Annotated in this window: 25 protein-coding genes and 1 pseudogene; 15 read left to right on the forward strand and 11 right to left on the reverse strand. The window is 66.9% G+C overall.

Features of this window, described 5'->3' with window-relative positions:
• Position 1: 1 nt before the first annotated feature.
• Both HNP52_RS03080 and HNP52_RS03085 read left to right on the forward strand, forming a co-directional pair.
• The gene (locus tag HNP52_RS03080) at positions 2-478 is read left to right on the forward strand and encodes a hypothetical protein (RefSeq protein WP_184162323.1); all 477 of its coding nucleotides are present in this window, start codon (positions 2-4) and stop codon (positions 476-478) included.
• On the forward strand, positions 465-1,388 hold the full coding sequence (locus HNP52_RS03085; RefSeq protein ID WP_184162326.1) for a bifunctional riboflavin kinase/FAD synthetase: 924 nt from the start codon (positions 465-467) through the stop codon (positions 1,386-1,388). Before HNP52_RS03080 ends, HNP52_RS03085 begins: the two co-directional genes overlap by 14 nt.
• On the opposite strand, the gene HNP52_RS03090 is transcribed toward HNP52_RS03085, so the two are convergent.
• Positions 1,385-1,609: a hypothetical protein gene (locus HNP52_RS03090; RefSeq protein WP_184162329.1), complete on the reverse strand. Its 225-nt coding sequence runs from the start codon at positions 1,607-1,609 to the stop codon at positions 1,385-1,387. The two genes, HNP52_RS03085 and HNP52_RS03090, sit on opposite strands and share 4 nt — an antisense overlap.
• Positions 1,610-1,716: 107 nt before the next feature.
• On the opposite strand from HNP52_RS03090, the gene ileS reads away from it, so the two are divergent.
• The 3 genes from ileS to HNP52_RS03105 are packed head-to-tail and all read left to right on the forward strand — an operon-like array spanning position 1,717 to position 5,592.
• On the forward strand, positions 1,717-4,620 hold the full coding sequence (gene ileS / locus HNP52_RS03095; protein ID WP_184162332.1) for an isoleucine--tRNA ligase: 2,904 nt from the start codon (positions 1,717-1,719) through the stop codon (positions 4,618-4,620).
• A complete protein-coding gene (gene lspA / locus HNP52_RS03100) occupies positions 4,617-5,186 on the forward strand; it encodes a signal peptidase II (RefSeq protein WP_184162335.1) in 570 nt (189 codons plus the stop codon). Before ileS ends, lspA begins: the two co-directional genes overlap by 4 nt.
• Positions 5,179-5,592 (forward strand): DUF3035 domain-containing protein, encoded by a 414-nt coding sequence (locus tag HNP52_RS03105; protein ID WP_184162338.1) that lies wholly within the window; start codon positions 5,179-5,181, stop codon positions 5,590-5,592. The genes lspA and HNP52_RS03105 overlap by 8 nt, the downstream gene beginning before the upstream one ends.
• A gap of 114 nt (positions 5,593-5,706) precedes the next feature.
• Here the strand turns inward: HNP52_RS03105 and HNP52_RS03110 are convergent, their stop codons facing one another.
• The 4 genes from HNP52_RS03110 to HNP52_RS03125 form a co-directional block, all read right to left on the reverse strand.
• Positions 5,707-6,501 carry a TorF family putative porin gene (locus HNP52_RS03110; RefSeq protein WP_184162341.1) on the reverse strand — a complete coding sequence of 265 codons (795 nt, stop codon included), beginning with the start codon at positions 6,499-6,501 and terminating at the stop codon, positions 5,707-5,709.
• A 252-nt stretch (positions 6,502-6,753) separates the two neighbouring features.
• A complete protein-coding gene (locus HNP52_RS03115; RefSeq protein WP_184162344.1) occupies positions 6,754-7,218 on the reverse strand; it encodes a RidA family protein in 465 nt (154 codons plus the stop codon).
• Between the two features lie 9 nt (positions 7,219-7,227).
• On the reverse strand, positions 7,228-7,863 hold the full coding sequence (locus tag HNP52_RS03120; RefSeq protein ID WP_184162347.1) for an HAD family hydrolase: 636 nt from the start codon (positions 7,861-7,863) through the stop codon (positions 7,228-7,230).
• A complete protein-coding gene (locus HNP52_RS03125) occupies positions 7,860-8,126 on the reverse strand; it encodes a DUF3572 domain-containing protein (RefSeq protein ID WP_184162350.1) in 267 nt (88 codons plus the stop codon). The genes HNP52_RS03120 and HNP52_RS03125 overlap by 4 nt, the downstream gene beginning before the upstream one ends.
• A gap of 37 nt (positions 8,127-8,163) precedes the next feature.
• Here HNP52_RS03125 and HNP52_RS03130 point away from each other — a divergent pair.
• A pseudogene (locus HNP52_RS03130) lies at positions 8,164-8,523 on the forward strand (response regulator); the annotation flags it as partial.
• Positions 8,524-8,676: 153 nt separating this feature from the next.
• Here HNP52_RS03130 and rpmG read toward each other — a convergent pair.
• The gene (gene rpmG, locus HNP52_RS03135; RefSeq protein ID WP_025560997.1) at positions 8,677-8,844 is read right to left on the reverse strand and encodes a 50S ribosomal protein L33; all 168 of its coding nucleotides are present in this window, start codon (positions 8,842-8,844) and stop codon (positions 8,677-8,679) included.
• A 174-nt stretch (positions 8,845-9,018) separates the two neighbouring features.
• Here rpmG and HNP52_RS03140 point away from each other — a divergent pair, with 174 nt between their 5' ends.
• A complete protein-coding gene (locus HNP52_RS03140; protein WP_184162357.1) occupies positions 9,019-9,582 on the forward strand; it encodes a TMEM165/GDT1 family protein in 564 nt (187 codons plus the stop codon).
• A gap of 96 nt (positions 9,583-9,678) precedes the next feature.
• Positions 9,679-10,176, forward strand: coding sequence for a Dps family protein (locus tag HNP52_RS03145; protein WP_184162360.1), 498 nt, complete (start codon positions 9,679-9,681; stop codon positions 10,174-10,176).
• A 62-nt stretch (positions 10,177-10,238) separates the two neighbouring features.
• Here HNP52_RS03145 and HNP52_RS03150 read toward each other — a convergent pair whose 3' ends face one another.
• Both HNP52_RS03150 and HNP52_RS03155 read right to left on the reverse strand, forming a co-directional pair.
• The gene (locus HNP52_RS03150; RefSeq protein ID WP_184162363.1) at positions 10,239-10,568 is read right to left on the reverse strand and encodes a hypothetical protein; all 330 of its coding nucleotides are present in this window, start codon (positions 10,566-10,568) and stop codon (positions 10,239-10,241) included.
• A gap of 34 nt (positions 10,569-10,602) precedes the next feature.
• Positions 10,603-11,448: a metallophosphoesterase gene (locus HNP52_RS03155; RefSeq protein WP_184162366.1), complete on the reverse strand. Its 846-nt coding sequence runs from the start codon at positions 11,446-11,448 to the stop codon at positions 10,603-10,605.
• 49 nt (positions 11,449-11,497) lie between these two features.
• On the opposite strand from HNP52_RS03155, the gene HNP52_RS03160 reads away from it, so the two are divergent.
• Genes HNP52_RS03160 through HNP52_RS03170 form a run of 3 tightly spaced genes read left to right on the forward strand, consistent with a single transcriptional unit; the run spans position 11,498 to position 14,360 of the window.
• Complete coding sequence (locus tag HNP52_RS03160) at positions 11,498-13,075, forward strand: cisplatin damage response ATP-dependent DNA ligase (protein WP_184164950.1); 1,578 nt, start codon at positions 11,498-11,500, stop codon at positions 13,073-13,075.
• Positions 13,076-13,089: 14 nt separating this feature from the next.
• A complete protein-coding gene (locus HNP52_RS03165) occupies positions 13,090-13,530 on the forward strand; it encodes a hypothetical protein (RefSeq protein ID WP_184162368.1) in 441 nt (146 codons plus the stop codon).
• On the forward strand, positions 13,527-14,360 hold the full coding sequence (locus tag HNP52_RS03170; RefSeq protein ID WP_311768388.1) for a DMT family transporter: 834 nt from the start codon (positions 13,527-13,529) through the stop codon (positions 14,358-14,360). The genes HNP52_RS03165 and HNP52_RS03170 overlap by 4 nt, the downstream gene beginning before the upstream one ends.
• On the opposite strand, the gene HNP52_RS03175 is transcribed toward HNP52_RS03170, so the two are convergent.
• Entirely contained in the window at positions 14,357-15,667 is a 1,311-nt protein-coding gene (locus HNP52_RS03175) for a S41 family peptidase (protein ID WP_184162370.1), read from the reverse strand. The two genes, HNP52_RS03170 and HNP52_RS03175, sit on opposite strands and share 4 nt — an antisense overlap.
• Before the next feature lie 109 nt (positions 15,668-15,776).
• On the opposite strand from HNP52_RS03175, the gene HNP52_RS03180 reads away from it, so the two are divergent.
• Complete coding sequence (locus HNP52_RS03180) at positions 15,777-16,250, forward strand: Lrp/AsnC family transcriptional regulator (RefSeq protein WP_184162371.1); 474 nt, start codon at positions 15,777-15,779, stop codon at positions 16,248-16,250.
• 9 nt (positions 16,251-16,259) lie between these two features.
• Here HNP52_RS03180 and HNP52_RS03185 read toward each other — a convergent pair whose 3' ends face one another.
• Positions 16,260-16,628: a hypothetical protein gene (locus HNP52_RS03185; protein WP_184162373.1), complete on the reverse strand. Its 369-nt coding sequence runs from the start codon at positions 16,626-16,628 to the stop codon at positions 16,260-16,262.
• Positions 16,629-16,701: 73 nt separating this feature from the next.
• Positions 16,702-17,520, reverse strand: coding sequence for a cold-shock protein (locus HNP52_RS23265; protein WP_184162375.1), 819 nt, complete (start codon positions 17,518-17,520; stop codon positions 16,702-16,704).
• Between the two features lie 212 nt (positions 17,521-17,732).
• Between HNP52_RS23265 and HNP52_RS03195 the strand changes: the two genes are divergently transcribed.
• From HNP52_RS03195 to lptC, 3 genes are read left to right on the forward strand one after another with little or no spacing between them, the layout of a single operon-like run.
• Positions 17,733-18,569, forward strand: a complete 837-nt coding sequence (locus tag HNP52_RS03195) for a TerC family protein (RefSeq protein WP_184162378.1) — start codon at positions 17,733-17,735, stop codon at positions 18,567-18,569.
• 9 nt (positions 18,570-18,578) lie between these two features.
• On the forward strand, positions 18,579-19,199 hold the full coding sequence (locus HNP52_RS03200) for a ribonuclease D (RefSeq protein ID WP_184162382.1): 621 nt from the start codon (positions 18,579-18,581) through the stop codon (positions 19,197-19,199).
• On the forward strand, positions 19,199-19,843 hold the full coding sequence (gene lptC / locus HNP52_RS03205) for an LPS export ABC transporter periplasmic protein LptC (protein WP_184162385.1): 645 nt from the start codon (positions 19,199-19,201) through the stop codon (positions 19,841-19,843). The genes HNP52_RS03200 and lptC overlap by 1 nt, the downstream gene beginning before the upstream one ends.
• Positions 19,844-19,846: the final 3 nt, after the last annotated feature.

The following is a 19,846-nucleotide window of genomic DNA, read 5'->3' on the forward strand; positions in this document are numbered from 1 at the left end:
GATGCGGCACCGCGCCACCCGAATCCAGGCGATCCTGGCGGGCACGATCACCGGCGTGATCGCCGCCGGCGGCATCGCGATCGCCCTCCTGGCCCTCTCCGTCGGGCCATCGTCGCCGGCGATGGCCCTTTCGGCGGCACCGGCCGTGCTCGCCATCGCCACGCTGGTGGCACTCCCCACGGCGGCGCTGATGGTCTGGTGCCTGACCGAGGCCGCACGGGCAGTGCCGCTCTTCGATTCGCTGGTCGCCTGGGTGCTGGCCGGAATCCTGTTCGCCTCGCCCACCGCCCTGCTCTTCTCCTATGGCCAGCCGGGCGCCGATCAGTTCGCGCTGGCATCGCCCTGGTCGTTCTTCCTCGCGGTCGGGGCGCTCAGCGCCTTCGCGGCCTGGCTGTGGCGCCGTGAACCGCTCCGGGATGCGCCGGGGCTTTCGGAACCTGCCGCCCCTCCCTATAGCCCGCCTGATGGAGCGGCTTGACGGCGGCTCGGCAGTCCCGCCCCGCTATCGGGGTGCGATCGTCGCGCTCGGCAATTTCGACGGATTTCACCTGGGGCATCAGGCGGTGGTGGGCCATGCGGTAGCGCGTGCGCGTGCCGAAGGGCGGCCGGCGATCGTCGGCACCTTCGATCCGCACCCCCAGCGCTATTTCCGCCCGGACAGCCCCTGGTTCCGCCTGACCACGATGGACCAGCGCCAGCGCCTGCTCGCCGAAGCCGGTGTCGATGCCATGCTGGTCTTTCCGTTCAACGCCGAGCTGGCGGCGCTCAGCGCGCGCGGCTTTGCCGAGGAGCGGCTGGTCGACTGGATCGGTGCCGGCGGCGTCGTCACCGGCGGCGACTTCACCTTCGGCAAGGGCCGCGAGGGCGATGTGTCGACCCTCGCCGCGCTCGGCGCCGAACTCGGCTTCTCGGCCGAGACGGTGGCGCCCGTGCAGCTCGACGGCGAGACCGTCTCGTCGAGCCGCATCCGCGACCATCTCCGCGAGGGCCGGCCGGCCGATGCCGGCCGGCTGCTCACCCGCCCCTTCGCGATCGAGGGCATTGTCCAGCATGGCGACCAGGTCGGCCGCACGCTCGGCTTCCCGACCGCGAACCTCAGCCTCGCCAACTATCTGCGCCCCGCCTACGGTATCTATGCGGTGCGCGGACGGCTGCCCGACGGACGTGTGGTCGGCGGCGTCGCCAGCCTGGGCATCCGCCCGACCTTCGAGCCGCCGGTCGAGCTGCTCGAGCCCTATTTCTTCGATTTCTCGGGCGATCTCTACGGCCAGACCATCGAGGTCCAGCTGATCGACTATCTCCGCCCCGAAGCGAAGTTCGATTCGCTCGATGCTCTCAAGGCGCAGATCGACGCCGACGCGGCAAAGGCGCGGGAACTGCTGGGCTAGCGCGAATCGCGCACTGCCAGCTGGTGCAACCGGATCAGCCGGAAGCGCACCCGGTGCCATTTGCTGAGGTCGTCCCAGCGCGATTCGTCGGTGGCCGCGGCGATCTCCGTGTCGATCCGTGCCAGCCCCTCCGCCTCGGGGAGCAGCAGATAATGCCCGGCCAGATCGGCAATCTCGTCACCGCCTCCGGGCCCAGCGACGCTCTGGACCGGAATGTTCATGCAAAGGGGACTCGCGAAGCCCGGCGGGGTTCCCCAAATTGGTGGTTAAGCGCACGCGCAACATCTGCTTTGCATGGAGCGCGGCTTCCTCTAATTCCCGCGCACTCATGAGCGACGAAAAAGACTACCGCGACACCGTCTTCCTTCCGAAGACCGAGTTCCCCATGAAGGCAGGCCTCGCCCAGAAGGAGCCTGCCATCCTCGATCGCTGGGCGAAGATCGGGCTGTACGACAAGCTGCGCGCGCAGCGTGCCGGCCGCACCCGCTTCATCCTGCACGATGGCCCGCCCTATGCGAATGGCGACATTCACATGGGCCATGCGATGAACAAGGTCCTCAAGGACATCATCGTCCGCTCGCAGAGCCTGATGGGCAAGGACGCGCCCTATATCCCGGGCTGGGATTGCCATGGCCTGCCGATCGAGTGGAAGGTCGAAGAGGCCTATCGCGCCAAGAAGCTCAACAAGGACGAAGTCGACCCCGTCGCCTTCCGCGCCGAATGCCGCGCCTATGCCGAGAAATGGGTCGGCGTGCAGCGCGAGCAGTTCGAGCGGCTGGGCGTGATGGGCGACTGGACCAACCCGTACCTCACGATGAACTATGAGAGCGAGGCGATCATCGCCGGCGAGCTGCTCAAGTTCGCCGAGAGCGGCCAGCTCTATCGCGGTGCCAAGCCGGTGATGTGGTCACCGGTCGAGAAGACCGCGCTGGCCGAGGCCGAGGTTGAGTATGAGGACATCACCTCGACGCAGATCGACGTGGCGTTCGAGATCGTCGAAGCGCCCAACGCGCCCGAGCTGGTCGGCGCGCATGCAGTGATCTGGACGACCACCCCGTGGACGATCCCGGTGAACCAGGCTTTGGCGTACGGGCCGGAGGTTGAGTATGTTACGCTTGAATTCTCACCGAAGCTGATCTCGGCAACTGCCTCCACCATTGAAGACATCAAGGCCTTTGAGCACCCTGCTCTGGCCGGGCGCTATCTAATTGCGGCGGAGCTCATCGAGTCATTCGTTCGCCGTTTTGAGACCGAAGCACGCAAGCACATTGACCTGCCTACCGGGCAAGGAGCTCTCGTGCTGGATCGCATCCTGAGTGATCCCATCAAGGGCTCGCAGCTCGCCGGCGCCATCGCCCGCCACCCCATGCACAAGCTTGGCGGCTTCTTCGCCAAGCCGCGTCCGCTGCTCGCCGGCGACTTCGTCACCACAGACGCGGGTACGGGCCTCGTCCATATGGCGCCCGACCACGGCGAGGACGACTTCCTGCTCTGCAAGGCCAATGGCATCGATCCGGTGTTCGCGGTCGATGCGGCAGGCATGTACCGGCCGGACTGGCTGTGGCTCGGTGGCCAGGGATCGGTGATCAACAAGAAGTTCACCGCCTCGGACGGCCCGATCTGCACCGATCTGCGCGAAGCGGGCGCGCTGCTCGCCGCCTCGGACGACTTCACCCACAGCTATCCGCACAGCTGGCGCTCAAAGGCCAAGGTGATCTTCCGCTGCACGCCGCAGTGGTTCATCCCGATGGACCGTCCGAGCGGCGCGACCCACGACACGAGCTGGGACGACGAATCGCGCGAGGGCGCCGCATCGAACGGCGCCACGCTGCGCGGCATCGCGCTCGATGCGATCGAGAACACCCGCTGGGTGCCGGAAAAGGCGCAGAACCGCATCCGCGCGATGGTCGAGGGGCGCCCGGACTGGGTGATCAGCCGCCAGCGCGCCTGGGGCGTGCCGATCGCGCTCTATGTCCACCGCCAGACCGGCGAGTATCTCCGCGATCCGGAGGTCAACGCCCGCATCCTCAATGCCTTCGAGACCGGCGGGGCCGACGCCTGGTTCCAGGCCGATCACCAGCAGCTGCTGGGCGAGAAATATGATCTCGCGCACTATGAGGTGATCACCGACATCCTCGACGTCTGGTTCGATTCGGGCTCGACCCACAGCTTCGTGATCGAGGCGCGCTACGGCGTGGGCACCCGTGCCGATCTCTATCTCGAGGGTTCGGACCAGCATCGCGGCTGGTTCCAGTCGTCGCTGCTCGAAAGCTCGGGCACGCGCGGCCGGGCGCCCTATGACGCGGTGCTGACGCATGGCTTCGCGCTCGACGGCAATGGCCGCAAGATGTCGAAGTCGCTCGGCAACGTCGTCGATCCGCTCAAGATCATCGACGAGAGCGGCGCGGACATCCTGCGCCTCTGGGTCGCGCAGACCGATTATTTCGAGGACGTCCGCATCGGCAAGGAAGTGCTTGCCGGCACCGGCGATGCCTATCGCAAGATCCGGAACACCTTCCGCTACCTGCTCGGCGCGCTCGACGGGTTTAGCGAGACGGAACGCCTGCCCGTGGCCGAAATGCCCGAGCTGGAGCGCTATATCCTCGCCAAACTCGCCGATTTGGACGCGGAACTGCGCAGCGCCGCTGACGGTTTCGAATTCAACCGCTACAGCCGCGCCCTGACGGATTTCATGAACGAAGACCTGTCGGCCTTCTTCTTCGATATCCGCAAGGATTGCCTCTATTGCGAGGCGGAAAGCTCGGCCAAGCGCCGTGCCTATCGCACCGTTCTCGATGTGCTGTTCCACGCGCTGGTCCGCTATGCGGCGCCGGTGCTGGCCTTCACCGCCGAGGAAGTGTGGCAGGCCCGCTTCCCGAGCGAGGACGAATCGGTGCACATGCTCGAATGGCCGGTGCTGCCGGAAGGCGCCTCGGTCGAGAGCGACTGGACCGCGATCCGCCAGCTCCGCCAGCAGGTGACCGAGGCGATCGAGCCCTATCGCCGCGAGAAGCAGGTGCGCTCGAGCCTCGAGGCCGAAGTGACCGTGCCGGTGCTGCCGGCATCGGAAGCCGATCTCGCCGAGCTGTTCATCGTCTCGAAGGTGAGCAAAGGGGACGCGGTCACGGTCGTGCCCACCCAGCGCCATAAATGCGGCCGCTGTTGGCGGCATCTCCCGGAAGTTGCGCAGGACGGCGCCTTGTGCGACCGCTGTGCCGGGGTGGTGGAATGAACGTGACTCGTGGAATCGGCTTCGCCGTGGCGGCCCTTGTTTTCGTCATCGATCAGGTGACGAAGCTGCTGGTCGTGCGCGCGCTCGGAGTCGACCTGGCGTTCGTCCAGACCCTGATCCAGCAGAAGCTCGGCCTGGACGGGCTCAACCATGTCCAGGAAGTGCTGCCGATCTTCGACCTGCGCTTCGTCGCCAATATCGGCGTGTCGCTCGGCCTGTTCGCCGCGAACAGCGATGCGACGCGCTGGATGCTGGTGCTGCTCACCGGCGCGATCGCCGCGGGCGTGATCTGGTGGATGTTCCGCGAGAAGAAGCTGCCCGATGTCTGCGCGCTCGGCATGGTGCTGGGCGGTGCGCTCGGCAACATCCTCGACCGGGCCCGGCTCGGCTTCGTCGTCGATTTCGCCGACCTGCATTTCGGGACATGGCGCCCGTTTTTGGTCTTCAACGTCGCCGATGCGGCGATTACCATCGGCGTGCTGATCCTGTTGATCCGCGCGCTCCTCGTGCGCGATAAGGCCGCAGGCGAAAGCCCGGCCGCTGTGGAGAATGAAGTCAATGCGTAAGACCGTTACCATCGTGAGCGCGATCGCGCTTGCGGCCTCGCTCTCCGCTTGCGGCAAGAAGGGTTATGACCGGGCGCGTCCCGACGAGTTCGCCGTCGCCCGCCAGGCGCCGCTGGTGATCCCGCCCGATTTCGCGCTGGTGCCGCCGCAGCCGGGCGCTCCGCGTCCGCAGGAAGGCAATCCGGCCAACCAGGCGCTCGACGCGATGTTCGGCGGCTCGGCGGCGCGCAGCCCCGGCGAGCAGGCAGTCATGGACCAGTCGGGCAGCACCGGCGCCGATGTCGGCGCGCGCTCGACCGCGGGCAGCCCGGGCACCAGCGTGGTCGACAAGGGCACCACCACCCGCGACATCGTCGCTGCGCCGGAAGGCGACGGCAAGGATGCCAAGGCCAGCACGCCGCAATAAGCGGCACTGCTCCTCAAGCGCACGAAACAAGAAAGGCCGGCCTGCATCCCCCTGCAGGCCGGCCTTTCCCTATGGCGGGGAGCGCGCGGGGCGCTCCCCTTCCCCCCAACCGAATTAGAAGGCGACGCTCACCGAGCCGAGGATGCCGCCCTTGGCCGCATCCTTGCTGCTCGGCGTGATGAAGGTCGTGTCGGTGTCGACATAGTTCACACCGAAGGTGAGCGACTTGTAGGTGAAGGTCGCGCCCACGCCCCAGTCGGTATATTCGTCGGTCGGACCCGAAAGCCAGCTCGGACCCCAGGTGTGGCCGAGATGGGCGGTGAGGCCGATCGGCGTCTTCGGGATCGCGACCGAAAGGTCGCCGGCCAGGTAGAAATTGTCTTCCTTCTTCAGGAGACCGGTCTGGCCCTGATCGATCGCCAGCGCCTTCTGCTTCGGCGCGTAGTTGCCGGTGACCTTCCCGGTGACCGGGCCGATCGCATAGGAGACCGAGGCATAGGGCTCGATGAAGTCCGAAGCGCTCTTGTCGCCGGTGAAGCCCGGACGCGTGCCCGGATAGACATAGTAGAGCGCGCCGACGTCGACGGTGACGCCGCCGTCGAAGGCGTGCTTGTAGCCGGCGATCAGGTCGAGTTCCTGATGGGCGGTGCCGTGCACGGTGACATAGTCATCGATCGACGAGCCCCAGGCCGAGACATAGAAGCCCGATGCGTGGCTGATGGTGATGCCACCCTGCACGGCGAAATTGCCGTCGGTCTGCGAGATGCCGCGGAACTTGTAGTCGCTGACGACGGCGACGCTGCCGCTGATCGTCACGGCGGGCGCCGGATCGGTCTGATCCTGGGCCATCGCGGGGGTGGCTGCGACAGCTGCCGCAAGAGCGGCGAGGCTGATCATGGTGTAGCGCATGGAATACCCTTCCCGTTTATTCAAAAGGGTTCCCGCCTGCTGCGCCCGGTGCGGCGTCATGCGGCTCGAGAGCCTGCGCTGCTTGCGGGTACGCCTTGTTTCTAGACGGGCGCCGCTGCACCGCACAACATTAATTGCTGTTCCGTCACGGGATCGTGACGAACTGTTGCTGACCAGCAACAGGCGGCCGAGCGCACATGAAAAAGGCCCACCCGCGCGAGCGGGCAGGCCTTATGCCAAGCTACGGTAAAATCAGCGAATCTGGACGATCGCGTCCACTTCGACCGCCGCACCAAGCGGCAGGGTGGGCACGCCCACCGCGCTGCGGGCATGCTTGCCGGCATCGCCGAACAGCGCCTGCATCAGCTCCGAAGCGCCATTGGCGACCTTGGGCTGGTCGGTGAAATCGGCCGCCGAGTTCACGAACACGCCGAGCTTCACGATTCGCTCGACCCGCGAGATGTCACCGTCCAGATACTTCTGGATCTGCGCGACGAGCATCAGGGCACAGCGCTGCGCGGCCTCGGTACCGAATGCCAGGTCGCGATCCTCGCCCAGCCGGCCGGCCATCAGCGCGCCGTCCTTGAAGGGAAGCTGGCCGGAGATGTGGAGCAGGCCATTCGCCTCCACCACCGGCACATAGGCGGCAACCGGTGCCGCGGCTTCGGGAAGGGCGAGGCCAAGCTCTTCGAGCTTGCGGGCGACATGCGTGGTCATGGGCCCTGCTCAACCACTCGCCGCGTCGGCGGTCAAGCCTGCGTCGAAGCGCGCCTCGATCCAGTCGCGCGCCACCAGCCAGTCGTCGATTCGGGCATGGGCATGTGCTGCCGGCACGACGCTGGGCGCCAGGCTCGGCTCGGCGACCATGTGCAGGCGGAACACCTCGGGCGCATGCTTCGCCACCGATTCGTGGTGCACGGCAAGATCATCGACGAACACGGCGACCGTGGGCGCGAATTCCTCGATCAGCCTCGCGACGGGCGAGCCCTTGCCGCCCTGGTTGCACTCCACCCGGTGCGCGATGCCGTGAGTCGCCAGCTGAGCGATACGATGCTCGCGGCAATGATCCTGGAGGTTGGTCAGCACGACGATATTGGCGCGCTCCGAAAGCGCGGCCAGCGCCTCGCGGGCATGCGGCACCAGCGTCTGGCGCTCCATCTCGGCGGGGAAGAAGCCGTCGAGCAGGCCCCACATCTCCTCGCGCTGGATCACCGCCGAATCGCTGCGCCGGCGCATCGAATTGGCGAAATCGGCGCCATCGGGAGTGAAGTCGATATCATGCGCCTCCCCCAGCCAGGTGCCGAAATGGCGGACCATGTGGAGCAGGACTTCATCGCAATCGGTGATCAGCAGCGGTTTCATGCACGTTCCAGTATCGCCCGGGCGGCGACCAGTTGTTCGGGGCTTATTTCGAGTGCCTCGGCGCAGGCGACAAGGTCGGGCTCGTACGATTCGAGGAAGGACAGGGTGGCGGCGAGCACCACCGCGTCGCCGGCCCGCGCGCGCAGGTCCGAAGGTTCGAGCCCGGTCAGGTCGAGCAGGCGCCGGGCCCGCGATTCGTCGCCCAGGGTCCAGACAAGTGCCTGCAGCGCCAGCGCTTCCGCATTTGTTTCCGCGCTCGCCATAGCCTACATCGCCCAAATTGGATCCTGGGGGTAGCGCGTGGCAAAAAGGGTGCTCGTTGTCGAGGACAACGAACTCAATCTGAAGCTGTTCTGCGACCTGCTGCGCGCGCACCAGTTCGAAGCCGAGCCGGTGCGCGACGGACGCGAGGCGGTGGCGCGTGCCCGCGAGTTCGATCCGCAGCTGGTGGTGATGGACATCCAGATGCCGCACATCACCGGCCTCGAGATCATCCAGCACATGAAGCGCGATTCGCAGCTGCGGGCCATCCCGATCATGGCGGTGACCGCCTATGCCGGGCGCGAGGACGAGGAACGGATTCGCGCGGCGGGCGCCAATGCCTATGTCTCCAAGCCGATCAGCCTGGTGCGCTTCATGGAGGAAGTGCGCGCGCTGATGCCGGCTGAAGCGCCTGCGGCCCCCGCAGCGCCGGAACCCGCGCCTGAAGCGCCGGAAACGGGCACAGAAGAAGCCCCGCAGCCTAAGGGCCCGGGGCTTCTCTTCTGATCAATCCCCCGCGCGAAGCGGGGGCAAGGCAGGCCGGAGCCTGGCTTACTTGATCTTGGCTTCCTTGAACTCGACATGCTTGCGCACGACCGGGTCGTACTTGCGGAACGAGAACTTCTCGGTCTGGGTACGCGGATTCTTCTTCGTGACGTAGAAGAAACCCGTGTCCGCCGTGCTGACGAGCTTGATCTTGACAGTGGTCGGCTTGGCCATGACCCGTAACCCTTGAATCTTGTAAAAGAAAAGAGCGGCACGCTGAGCGCACCGCTGCCAGACGCGGGCACCTGTGCGATTCTCCATCAAAAGTCAAGGCTGGGTGCCCATCGCCGGATGCTTCACACGGGTTTAACCCTGGTCCGCCACAATATCCGGCGAAAGGGAAGTGCCATGGAAGCTCTGGTCCCGGCCTTCCTCCTGGCCGCCATCACCCAGCTTTGCGACAAGCCGGCGTTGCTCACCGCGATTCTCGCCGATCGCTACGGGCGGCCACTCACCGTCGCAGTCGCGGCGGGGCTCGCCCATGCGGCCGGCAATTTCATCGCTGCGGGCGCCGCCACCTTCATGGCGCCGATGATGACGCCCAACGCTAAGTCGCTGCTACTGGCCCTCGCACTGATCTTCGGCGCACTGGGTGCAATCGGATCGGGCAAGGCGCCGGACCGGCTGAGCGGCTGGAAGCTCGGCTCCTTCCTCACTGCGCTGCTCGGCGTGCTGATCCTGTCCTTTGGCGAGCGCACGCCCTTCTTCACGCTGGCGCTGTCGACCGGCGGCCAGCCCTGGTTCGCCGCGGCCGGCGCCTCGATCGCCAGCTTCGCTGTCGCCTTTGTCGCCGCGGTGCTTGGCGAGCGGGTCTGGCGCGACGCGCCGCTCCGCTGGCTGCGCATCCTCAGCGGTATCGCCTTCCTGGTCGCCGGATGCTGGATCGGCGTGAACGCGCTCCGTTTGACCTGATCGATTTCTGAGATCGGCAAATTGCAAGTGCATCGCACGGAGCCGTCCCTATATCCCGTTCGTTGACCCTGCGAACCGATTATCCGGGAGGAAGATATGGCTGACACGAACGCGGCGCTCCGCACCCCCACCGACCTCAACCGCAACGACACCAGGAGTGTCGCCGATGCGCTGAACAGCGCGCTGGCGGACTGCTTCGCGCTCTATTTCAAGACGAAGAACTTCCACTGGCATGTGTCGGGCCCGCATTTCCGCGACTATCACCTGCTGCTCGACGATCAGGCGGCGCAGATCTACGGCATCACCGATGCGATCGCCGAACGCGTGCGCAAGACCGGCAACATCACGCTGCGCTCGATCGGCGACATCGCGCGCCGCCAGACGCTGACCGACAATGATGCGGATTACGTCGCGCCGGGCGACATGCTCGCCGAGCTGCGCGAGGACAATCTCAAGCTGGTCGAGAGCTTCCGCGTGGTGAAGCAGGCTGCCGAGGATGCCGGCGACAACGCGACCAGCGGGATCGTCGACGAATGGACCGACCAGGCCGAGGAGCGTGCCTGGTTCCTGTTCGAGGCATCGCGCAAGGGCTGATCGCCCAGGGAAGCAGAATCAAAAAGGGGCCGGGCTCGGGAGAGTCCGGCCCCTTTTTCATGTTACTTGATCTTGGCGAGGTCCGTGTCGAGCTTGGCGAGCAGCTCGTCGGTGATCTTGCCTTCCGAGAAGGGCTGCACGGCGCGGAAGCTCATCGCCTTGAACTGGTCATAGGCCGGGTGCTTCTCGACATCGCCCAGGCCATCGGCGACCAGCACTGCTTTGGCGGCTTCATTGGCGAACAGCGCCTCGATCGGCGTGTCTGCGCTGAACTTCGCGGCAGCGGCCGGCGCCGCGGCGGGTGCCGGGGTCGTCGCCGGTGCCGGCGCGGTCTGGGCAAAGGCAGCGGCAGGCGCGCAGGCGAGCGCGGCGGCGGTAAGGATAAGCTTCATTACGGGAGTCCCCTCCGGTGGTGGAGCCGCGAGCCTAACCCGCTTTTCGTGTCGGCGCCATTGCAACTGGCACGAGTGTAAGCAGCCATAGATCGGGCGGGGCGCCGATGCGCAGCGAAACCCCGCTCGCGCCGAGGCCACCGGTGACGACAACGGTCCGCGACCCTTCGCGCACCAGCCCGCAGCGATAGCGCGTGCCGTAGCGGCTGACCGGCGGCGCGATATTGTGACCGAACACCACGCCCTGGCCGCAATGGGTATGCCCGGCAAGCAGCAGGCGCGCGTCGGCGGGGAGACCAGGCGCGATGTCGGGCGAGTGGGTGAGCAGCACCATCGGCTTGCCCAGCGCCCGTGCCGCCCGCAGCGTCGCCACCACATCGGCATGACCCGAGAAATCATCGCTGACCCCGCCCAGTGCGATCGGCCCGCGCAATGCCGCGTCATTCTCGAGCACGGTGATTCCCGCCCTGCCGAGCTGCTCGCGCACCGCCTGCGCGCCCGTCCAATAGTCGTGATTGCCCAGCACCGCGGTGACGCCCATTGGCGCGCACAGCTGGCGCAGCGGCGCGATCATCGCCGGTCCGAGCTTCGCGGCGCCTTCCGGATCGTGGCCGAAGATGAAATCGCCGGCGATCACCACCAGGTCCGGCTTCAGCGCATTCACCTGGCCAACGATTCGCGTCAGCCGGGCCGGGCCCATCGCGGCAGTGCCGATATGGATGTCGCTGAGCAGCACGATCTTCATCGGCCGCTCCAGCCCCGGCAGCACCACCTCGCCGCGGCGGACGATCGGATCGCTTGTCGCCTCGCGATACCCCCAGCCGGCCAGCAGGAGGATAAGGAGGGCAATGCCCGCTGCGATGCCAAGGAGAATACGCATGCGAACATCGTAACGGGAGCGCATCGGCTGCGCTATGCGTTGGCGCATCATGCGCGCCTTTGCCGATCTTCTCGACAGCCTGATCTACACGCGGTCGCGCAACGCGAAGCTCAAGCGGATCGGCGACTATCTCCGCGCCACGCCCGATCCCGATCGCGGCTGGGCGATGGCGGCTCTCACCGGCACGCTCGACCTGCCCGCGGTGAAACCCGCCTTGCTCCGCGCGCTGATCGAGGCGCGGGTCGATCCGGTGCTCTACGCGATGAGCCGCGACTTTGTCGGCGATTCGGCCGAGACCATCGCCTTGCTCTGGCCCGAACCCGTGCCCCCGCCCGAGGATGGCGCACCGCTCACCGTCTCGCAGGTGATCGCCACGCTCGGCAGCATATCGAAATCCGATGCCCCCGCCGCGCTCGCCGCGATGCTCGACCGGCTGGAGGCGGACGAGCGCTTCGCCCTGCTCAAGCTCGCCACCGGCGCATTGCGCGTCGGCATCTCCGCCCGGCTCGCCAAGACCGCGCTCGCCCAGGCCTTCGACCTGGACGTCGATGCCGTCGAGGAAGTCTGGCACGGCCTGACCCCGCCCTATGCGACGCTGTTCGACTGGGCCGAGGGGCGCGGCGAACAGCCGACCACGCGCAACGTGCCGGTGTTCCGCCCGTTCATGCTCGCCCATCCGCTCGAGACCGAGAGCGTCGACCTGGCCGACTATGCCGCCGAGTGGAAATGGGACGGCATCCGCGTCCAGCTCGTCCATGTCGCGGGCGAGACACGGCTCTACAGCCGCGCCGGCGACGACATCACCCACAGCTTCCCCGAAGTCGCCGCCAGCTTCGCCACCCCCGGCGTGCTCGACGGCGAGTTGCTGGTGAAGGGCGAGTTCCAGGGCGGCGAAGCGGCCAGCTTCAACGCCCTCCAGCAGCGCCTCGGCCGCAAGGCGGTGAGCGCCAGGACGCTCGCCGACTATCCCGCCTTCGTCCGCCTCTACGACATCCTGTTCGACGGCGAGGAGGACCTGCGCGAGCTTCCCTGGAGCGAGCGCCGCACCCGGCTCGAAGCCGTCATGCCCCGCCTCGATCCCGAACGCTTCGATCTTTCCGCGGTGATCGAGGCCGCGGACTTCGCCGCGCTGGAAGAAATCCGCGCCGGCGCCCGCGATGCCGCCATCGAAGGCGTGATGCTCAAGCGCCGGACATCGCCCTATGTCGCCGGGCGCCGCGCCGGGCTCTGGTACAAATGGAAGCGCGATCCGCTGATCGCCGATTGCGTGCTGATGTATGCCCAGCGCGGCTCGGGCAAGCGCAGCAGCTTCTATTCGGACTATACGTTCGGCGCCTGGACCGGCGAAGGCGAGCTGCTCCCCGTCGGCAAGGCCTATTTCGGCTTCACCGACGAGGAGCTGAAATGGCTCGACCGCTACGTCCGCAACCACACGGTCAACCGCTTCGGCCCGGTGCGCGAGACCGACAAGAGCCTCGTCCTCGAAGTCGCCTTCGATTCGATCCACGAATCGAAGCGGCACAAGTCGGGCCTGGCGATGCGCTTCCCGCGGATCAGCCGAATCCGCAACGACAAGCCCGCCGGCGAGGCGGATACGATCGAGACGTTGCGCAAGCTCGCCACCTGAGCCAGTCTCGAATCATGGGGGAAGAACAACGCATCGCGCCCGTGCCGCTGATCGCCGCCGTTCTGGCGGGGCCGGTGATCGCGTCGCTGCTGCCCGGCATCTTCGCCGCCGGATCGAACGCGGGTGACAGCTTCCTGCGCATATGGGGCACGCTGGCGCTGTTCGGGATCTGCTATGCCGCGATCGTCGGCGTGCCGCTGGCGCTGCTGCTCCTGCGCGACCCCGCCCTGCCCTGGCGCCGCTGGTTCGGCACCGGGCTGCTCGCCGGTCTGGTGACCGCCGCGCTGGTGCTGGGCTGGACCGCCTTGTCGAGCGCGCGGCACCTGGTCGCCGGGCAATGGTCCGAAGTGCAGGTGCTCACCTTGTGGATCGTCGTGCCGCTGGTGCTGCTCTCGGCGATCGTTTCGCGGATCACCCTCGCTTTGTGGCTGGGCCGCCGCCAGATCGAATTGTGAGCCCCGAATTCCTCGCCCCGGCGATGATGATCGCCTCGGGTTCGATCCACGCGGTGGTCAACGCCATCCTCAAGGGCGGCAAGGACAAGATGACCGGCCGCGCGATCATCGACGGATCGAGCGCGCTGATCCTGCTGCCCGCCACCTTGCTGGTGCCGCTGCCGCACGGCGCCTGGGGCTGGCTCGGCCTCAGCGCCGCGATCCATTGCCTCTATCTCTACGCGGTCGTCCGCGCCTTCGAGGCCAGCGACTTCTCCGCCGCCTATCCGGTGATGCGCGGCGCCGCGCCGATGCTCACCGCCGCGCTGGCGATCCTGGTCTTCGGCGAAGCGGTGCCGATGCGCGAAGTGCTGGGCATCGCCGTGATCGGCGGCGCGGTCGCCACGCTGGTGATCGGCCGGCACCTGGGCCGGGCCGGCCTCGGCTGGGCATTGCTCACCGCCGCGATGATCGGCTGCTACACCGTCGCCGACGCCCATGGCGTGCGCGCCGCGCCCCGGCCGGTCAGCTATATCGTCTGGTCCTTCGTGCTTTCCGGCGCGGCGATCGTCACCATGTTCGGCCTGGTATCGCGCGGCCGGATCTTCGCCGCCGCGCTGGCCCAGTGGAAGCCGGGCACCGCGGCGGGGGCGCTGTCGATCCTGACCTACGGCCTGGCGCTCAACGCCTTCGCGCTTGGCGCCGTCGCCCCGCTCGCCGCGCTGCGCGAGACCGGGATGATCACCGCGCTGGTGATCGCGGTGGTCTTCCTCGGCGAAAAAGTGACGCTGGTCCGCGCACTCAGCGTCACCGGGATCCTGGCCGGCGCGGCGCTGATCCTGACCGCCTAGCCCCTGGGCGCGGGCGTGCTCGTCCCGTCCGCCCGCTCGATCGTCACGCCGGTTACGCCGCCCTCGCCCGTGAAGCGCACACGGGTGCGCGGATCGCCGTCCAGCGTGAACAGGTCGCCGCCCAGCGGGACGAGCACCGACTTGGGGCCGCCATCACGCTGCCAGGTGAGCGCGCCATTCTCCAGCGCCACCGTGCGCGGCCCATAGCGCCCGGCATAGCCGGCAAGCGCCCGCGCCGGCGCCACCGGAGTCAGCCGCGCGCCATAGAGCGCCGCCGTCCATTCGAGCTCGGTCTTCTGCGGCCCCTGCGCTTTCGCGGCGAGCGCCAGTGCGGCTTCCTGCTGCGCCCGGTCCAGCGCCTTGTCGACCGGCACGGCGATCTTCGGCGCCACGCCCGTGCCTTCCCAATTGCCGCCGCCCGGCAGCTCGGGATAGCCGACCGAGACGCTGATCAGATAGCCGCCCGGCACCGCGAAGAACTCGTTGCGATAGGCGGCCCCGGCCGTGGGCGCGCCGATCAGCGTGCCGAAGCCGAGTCGCGCGACATGGCTGACGAACTCCTCCGCCGCCGACGCGGCGCGACCGCTGGTCAGCACATAGAGCGGCAGGTTGAGCTGGCCGCCGGGAACCGCCTCGCTGGTCGACGTGGTCGGCGCGTCGCTGCGCATATGGAAGGTCACCAGCTTGGTGCCGGCGGGCACGAAATAGCTGGTCAGCCGACGCACCGCCTCGGGGCTGCCACCGCCATTGCCGCGCAGGTCAAGGATCGCGGCATCGCCATCGCGCAGGAACGCCATCGCTCCATCGATCGCCGCCTTGCTCTCGTCGCCGGTCCAGCCGAACCCGTCATAGCGGACGTAGCGGACATTGCCGGGCAGCAGCTTCATCTCGGTGATGCCGTGATTGCCACGACGCAGCAGCGCCTTGAAGAAGGGCGTGTTCTCGATCTCGTCGTCCTGGCTGCCGCGCTTGGCGATTTCCGCCGAAGCGCGCGGATCGAAGGACAGTCCCAGATGCTTGTCGGCGGCGACGGCGAACATATCCTCGTTGATCCGGCGGGTCAGCTCACCCGGATCCTCGACATTGTAGCGGCCCGACTTGAGCCCCTTGGCGAGCGCGGCATCGAGCGGGGCACGCTTGGCGGCGAGCACATAGTTCTCGGCGATCGCCTTGCGAATGCCGGCGACGATCTCGGCCTTGCCGGCCTTGGGCGCGGCAACCGGGGCCGGGCCGGGGCCCTGCTGCGCCTGGGCGACGACGGAAAGACCGGCCGAGAGAGCCAGTGCCGTGACGAATGCGATCTTCATGGGTCATCCCCCGACTGTGTTACTTGACCAACACTCTATGGTCCGAACCACGGGCGCGTGGCGCGCAATTTCGCCTGCCTGCTTGCCAAAATCTGGCATAGTGGCGGCGATGACCAATGACGACATGGACCTGCGCATCCTCGCGCTGCTGCAAGAGGATGCACTGATGACGGCGGACCTGCTCGCCGAGAAACTGCCGCTCTCCCCCAGCGCTATCGCGCGCCGTATCCGCCGGATGCGTGCCGACGGGACGATCGCGGCGGACGTCTCGATCGTCTCCGAGGAGGTCGGCCCGTTCCTGTCGGCGCTGGTCCATGTCCAGTTCGACCGGCATTCGCTCGACGCGCTGCAAGGCTTGCAGCGCCGGCTGATCGCCAGCCCGCACGTCCAGCTTGTCGCCGAAGTGACCGGCAGCTTCGACCTGGTGCTGGTGGTGAGCGCTCGCGACATGGATGCGTTCAACGCGCTGGTCGATTCGCTGCTCGGCAATGATCCGGTGGTGCGTCGCTACGAGACCAGCTTCTTCAAGCGCCGCCGCAAGTTCACCCCCGCGCTGCCCTTGCACGAGCTGCTTGGGGACTAGGTTCGCCGGCTAGGAGAAGTGATACCAGTAGATCCCTTCGCCTACCGCCCGGTAGCCGGACCTGCGCCTGGGGAGCCTGGCAGGATCGCGCGGGACCCAATAGCCCCAGCTGTCGTCGAAATAGACCTTCACGGGGATGTCCACACCGTCTTCATCGATCCGCACCCATTCGGGCCGGAGCGACCCGATCGTACGCGGCCAGTGCGATTCGGGGACTCGCGACGATGCATCGACGTGCGGATTGGCCATGAGCGCCCGTGCCTCGGCACGAATCGCGGCCAGCGTCGCGGGATCCTGCGCGGGGTTCGGGCTGCACCCTGGCAACACCAGCACCGCGACGCAGATCACCGCCTGCGCGCGCATCCGTCCGAACACCATGCGCCTCCCCCCAAAAGCAAAAGGGCCGGACGTTTCCGCCCGGCCCCTTCGTTTGTCTGCCTGAAGGCTGACCTCAGCCCTGCGGCGTGAGGTTCACCGCGGCATACTTGCCGCGGCGATCGACTTCGAGTTCGAACTCGAGACGGTCGCCTTCGTTGAGCGTCGGCATGCCGGCACGCTCGACGGCCGAGATGTGCACGAACGCGTCCGGCTGGCCATCATCGCGCTGGATGAAGCCGAAGCCCTTCATGGCGTTGAAGAACTTGACCGTGCCGGTCGCCTTCTCGCCAGTCAGCTGACGCTGCGGGCCACCACGGTCGCCGCCGCCGAAGCCGCCACGATCGCCGCGGTCTTCACGCGGTGCGCGCTCTTCGACCGGCATCGGCTCGCCGTCGATCTTCAGTTCGGTAGCCGAGATACGGCCGCCGCGATCGACAAGCGTGAACCCAAGCGGCTGGCCTTCGGCCAGGCCGGTGAGGCCTGCCTGCTCGACCGCCGAAATGTGCACGAAGACGTCTTCGCCGCCATCATCGCGAACGACGAAGCCGAAGCCCTTCTGCGCGTTGAAGAACTTAACGACACCGGTGCCTTCGCCGATGACCTGCGGGGGCATCCGGTTGCCGCCGCCGAAGCCGCCGCCACCACCGCCGCCGAAGCCACCACCGCCGCCGCCGCGGTAACCACCGCCACCGCCGCCGCCGAAGCCGCCACCGCCGCCGCGGTAACCACCGCCGCCACCGCCACCGAATCGGTCACCGCCGCCGAAACCGCCGCGATCCTCGAAACCGCCGCCGAAGCTGCTGCCGCCACCAAAATCATCGCCGCCGAAGCCATCACGCTTGTCGCGGCCACGTCCGCCGCGATCCCCACGGCGCCCTCTATCGAAACTCATGCCCTGTTCGTCTTCCCGGTTCGCCCACAAATCAAATCAAAAGCCAAGCGCCGGACGAAAAACGCAGGTCTTCCAGCGCAAAAACTTGCGCCATGGAATCGGCCATAGCCCAAAATCGTACAGCGAGCGAACGAAATTCGACTTGAAATGGCCGAACTATCGTTAATCGCAGCGCTTGCGCCACATTCCGTCGCAGGGCAGAGCTGTTCGCCATGGACGCGATCGCCGAATTGCTCGCCAGTCCGGCCGCCTGGGCCGCGCTCGTCACCCTTGTCGTGATGGAGGTGGTGCTCGGCATCGACAACCTGATCTTCATCTCGATTCTCTCGAACAAACTGCCCGAGGAGCAGCGCCAGCGCGCCCGCCGGGTGGGCATCTCGCTTGCCCTGGTCATGCGGCTCGCGCTGCTCACCGCGATCAGCTGGATCATCAGCCTGAAGAACACCGTGTTCAGCCTGGGGCTGACCGGCCCGCTCGACGCGCATGGCCTGCCCAGCTTCGAGACCGATTTCTCCTGGAAGGACCTGATCCTGCTCGCCGGCGGCCTGTTCCTGATGTGGAAGGCGACGACCGAGATCCATCATTCGGTCGACGCCGATGCGCCGGGCGAGGCGGACCAGCTGCTCGACAAGAAGAAGGTCGCCTCGATCACCTTCACCGCCGCGATCGTCCAGATCCTGCTGCTCGACATCGTCTTCTCGGTCGATTCGATCCTGACCGCGGTCGGCATGACCGAGCATGTCGAGATCATGTACGTCGCGGTGATCGCCGCGGTGGCGGTGATGCTGATCGCCGCCGATCCGCTGGCCAACTTCATCAACCGCAATCCCAGCGTCGTGATGCTGGCGCTCGGCTTCCTGCTGATGATCGGCATGGTGCTGATCGGCGAAGCGTTCGGCGCGCATATCCCCAAGGGCTATATCTATACCGCCATGGCCTTTTCGGCGGGTGTCGAGGGGCTCAATATCTGGGCGCGGACCAACCGCGCGCGCAGGCAGGCGGCGAAGCATGCACCTCCGGCCATTGAGCCCGGCGGCGAACAGGGCTAGGCGACCCGGATGACTGTGCATTTCCACGAAGAAGATATCCCCGAGGGCCTGTTCGCGCCGGGCGCCTCGATCGCCGTCGACACCGAGACGATGGGGCTGATCACGCCGCGCGACCGGCTGTGCGTCGTCCAGCTGTCCGACGGTTCGGGCGACGAGCATCTCGTCCGCTTCGGCCCGCGCTCCAGCTATGACGCGCCGAACCTGCGCATGCTGCTCGCCGATCCCGAGCGGCTGAAGCTCTATCATTTCGCCCGGTTCGACCTGGCGGCGATCCGCTTCTACCTCGGCGTCATCGCCGGGCCGGTCTATTGCACCAAGACCGCCTCGCGCCTGGTGCGCACCTATACCGATCGCCACGGCCTCAAGGAGCTGGTCCGCGAGCTGGTCGGCGTCGAGGTGTCGAAGCAGCAGCAGAGCTCGGACTGGGGCGGCCCCGAACTTTCCGAGGCGCAGCGTGAATACGCAGCGTCCGACGTGCGTTACCTGCACGCCATGAAGGAAGAACTCGACAAGCGCCTCGAACGCGAAGGCCGGACCGACCTCGCCCAGGCGTGTTTCGAATTCCTCCCCTGGCGCGCCGAACTCGACCTGGCCGGCTGGCCCGAAACCGATATCTTCGCGCATATCTGATGTCCGAGGTCGCCGCCCGGCTGAAATCTCAGAAGCGCGGCTGGGCGCATCCCGGCAGCGCGCACGACCGCGTCGTGCGCCTGTCGCTGATCTTCATGCCCGTCGGCATCGGCGTACTGTCGGCGTTCCTGATCCTCGCGCCGTTGCTCACCAAGGGCGATGTGAGCTTCGTGCTCGACAAGAACAAGGTCGACATGGCGACCGAGCGGCTCCGCCTCGAATCGGCCGTGTATCGCGGTGAGGATTCGAAGGGCCAGGCGTTCCGGCTCAATGCGGGCTCCGCGATCCAGAAGAGCTCTGCCGAGCCGATCGTGCAGCTGCGCGACCTGAACGCGGAGATCAACCTGCCCGAGGGGCCGGCGACCCTCAAGGCGGATCGCGGCCACTACGACCTCGACAAGGAACAGGTGTCGTCCGACGGGCCGATCAAGTTCCAGACGACCGACGGCTATGTCCTCGACACCACCAACGCCACCGTCGACCTGAAGACCCGCAAGATGGAAAGCGGCGGCGCAGTAACCGGCAAGACGCCGACCGGCGTGTTCAGCGCCAACAAGCTGACTGCCGACTTGGAAAACCGCACCATCTCCCTAGATGGCAATGCACGCTTGCGGATTACCCCCAAGCGCGCGAATAGGCGCTAGAAC

It is taken from the genome of Sphingomonas kyeonggiensis (genome assembly GCF_014204495.1).
Lineage (GTDB): Bacteria > Pseudomonadota > Alphaproteobacteria > Sphingomonadales > Sphingomonadaceae > Sphingomonas > Sphingomonas kyeonggiensis_A.

What these genes read in the sequence shown, in the direction of transcription:
- HNP52_RS03180 (WP_184162371.1), top strand. Translation starts at nt 15,777, where the DNA reads ATGACCAATGACGACATGGACCTGCGCATCCTCGCGCTGCTGCAAGAG.
- rpmG (WP_025560997.1), bottom strand. Translation starts at nt 8,844, where the DNA reads ATGGCCAAGCCGACCACTGTCAAGATCAAGCTCGTCAGCACGGCGGAC.
- HNP52_RS03185 (WP_184162373.1), bottom strand. Translation starts at nt 16,628, where the DNA reads ATGGTGTTCGGACGGATGCGCGCGCAGGCGGTGATCTGCGTCGCGGTG.
- HNP52_RS03140 (WP_184162357.1), top strand. Translation starts at nt 9,019, where the DNA reads ATGGAAGCTCTGGTCCCGGCCTTCCTCCTGGCCGCCATCACCCAGCTT.
- HNP52_RS03145 (WP_184162360.1), top strand. Translation starts at nt 9,679, where the DNA reads ATGGCTGACACGAACGCGGCGCTCCGCACCCCCACCGACCTCAACCGC.
- HNP52_RS03165 (WP_184162368.1), top strand. Translation starts at nt 13,090, where the DNA reads ATGGGGGAAGAACAACGCATCGCGCCCGTGCCGCTGATCGCCGCCGTT.
- ileS (WP_184162332.1), top strand. Translation starts at nt 1,717, where the DNA reads ATGAGCGACGAAAAAGACTACCGCGACACCGTCTTCCTTCCGAAGACC.
- HNP52_RS03110 (WP_184162341.1), bottom strand. Translation starts at nt 6,501, where the DNA reads ATGCGCTACACCATGATCAGCCTCGCCGCTCTTGCGGCAGCTGTCGCA.
- HNP52_RS03175 (WP_184162370.1), bottom strand. Translation starts at nt 15,667, where the DNA reads ATGAAGATCGCATTCGTCACGGCACTGGCTCTCTCGGCCGGTCTTTCC.
- lptC (WP_184162385.1), top strand. Translation starts at nt 19,199, where the DNA reads ATGTCCGAGGTCGCCGCCCGGCTGAAATCTCAGAAGCGCGGCTGGGCG.
- HNP52_RS03200 (WP_184162382.1), top strand. Translation starts at nt 18,579, where the DNA reads ATGACTGTGCATTTCCACGAAGAAGATATCCCCGAGGGCCTGTTCGCG.
- lspA (WP_184162335.1), top strand. Translation starts at nt 4,617, where the DNA reads ATGAACGTGACTCGTGGAATCGGCTTCGCCGTGGCGGCCCTTGTTTTC.
- HNP52_RS03105 (WP_184162338.1), top strand. Translation starts at nt 5,179, where the DNA reads ATGCGTAAGACCGTTACCATCGTGAGCGCGATCGCGCTTGCGGCCTCG.
- HNP52_RS03090 (WP_184162329.1), bottom strand. Translation starts at nt 1,609, where the DNA reads ATGAACATTCCGGTCCAGAGCGTCGCTGGGCCCGGAGGCGGTGACGAG.
- HNP52_RS03195 (WP_184162378.1), top strand. Translation starts at nt 17,733, where the DNA reads ATGGACGCGATCGCCGAATTGCTCGCCAGTCCGGCCGCCTGGGCCGCG.
- HNP52_RS23265 (WP_184162375.1), bottom strand. Translation starts at nt 17,520, where the DNA reads ATGAGTTTCGATAGAGGGCGCCGTGGGGATCGCGGCGGACGTGGCCGC.
- HNP52_RS03150 (WP_184162363.1), bottom strand. Translation starts at nt 10,568, where the DNA reads ATGAAGCTTATCCTTACCGCCGCCGCGCTCGCCTGCGCGCCTGCCGCT.
- HNP52_RS03155 (WP_184162366.1), bottom strand. Translation starts at nt 11,448, where the DNA reads ATGCGTATTCTCCTTGGCATCGCAGCGGGCATTGCCCTCCTTATCCTC.
- HNP52_RS03125 (WP_184162350.1), bottom strand. Translation starts at nt 8,126, where the DNA reads ATGGCGAGCGCGGAAACAAATGCGGAAGCGCTGGCGCTGCAGGCACTT.
- HNP52_RS03160 (WP_184164950.1), top strand. Translation starts at nt 11,498, where the DNA reads ATGCGCGCCTTTGCCGATCTTCTCGACAGCCTGATCTACACGCGGTCG.
- HNP52_RS03120 (WP_184162347.1), bottom strand. Translation starts at nt 7,863, where the DNA reads ATGAAACCGCTGCTGATCACCGATTGCGATGAAGTCCTGCTCCACATG.
- HNP52_RS03085 (WP_184162326.1), top strand. Translation starts at nt 465, where the DNA reads ATGGAGCGGCTTGACGGCGGCTCGGCAGTCCCGCCCCGCTATCGGGGT.
- HNP52_RS03115 (WP_184162344.1), bottom strand. Translation starts at nt 7,218, where the DNA reads ATGACCACGCATGTCGCCCGCAAGCTCGAAGAGCTTGGCCTCGCCCTT.
- HNP52_RS03080 (WP_184162323.1), top strand. Translation starts at nt 2, where the DNA reads ATGCGGCACCGCGCCACCCGAATCCAGGCGATCCTGGCGGGCACGATC.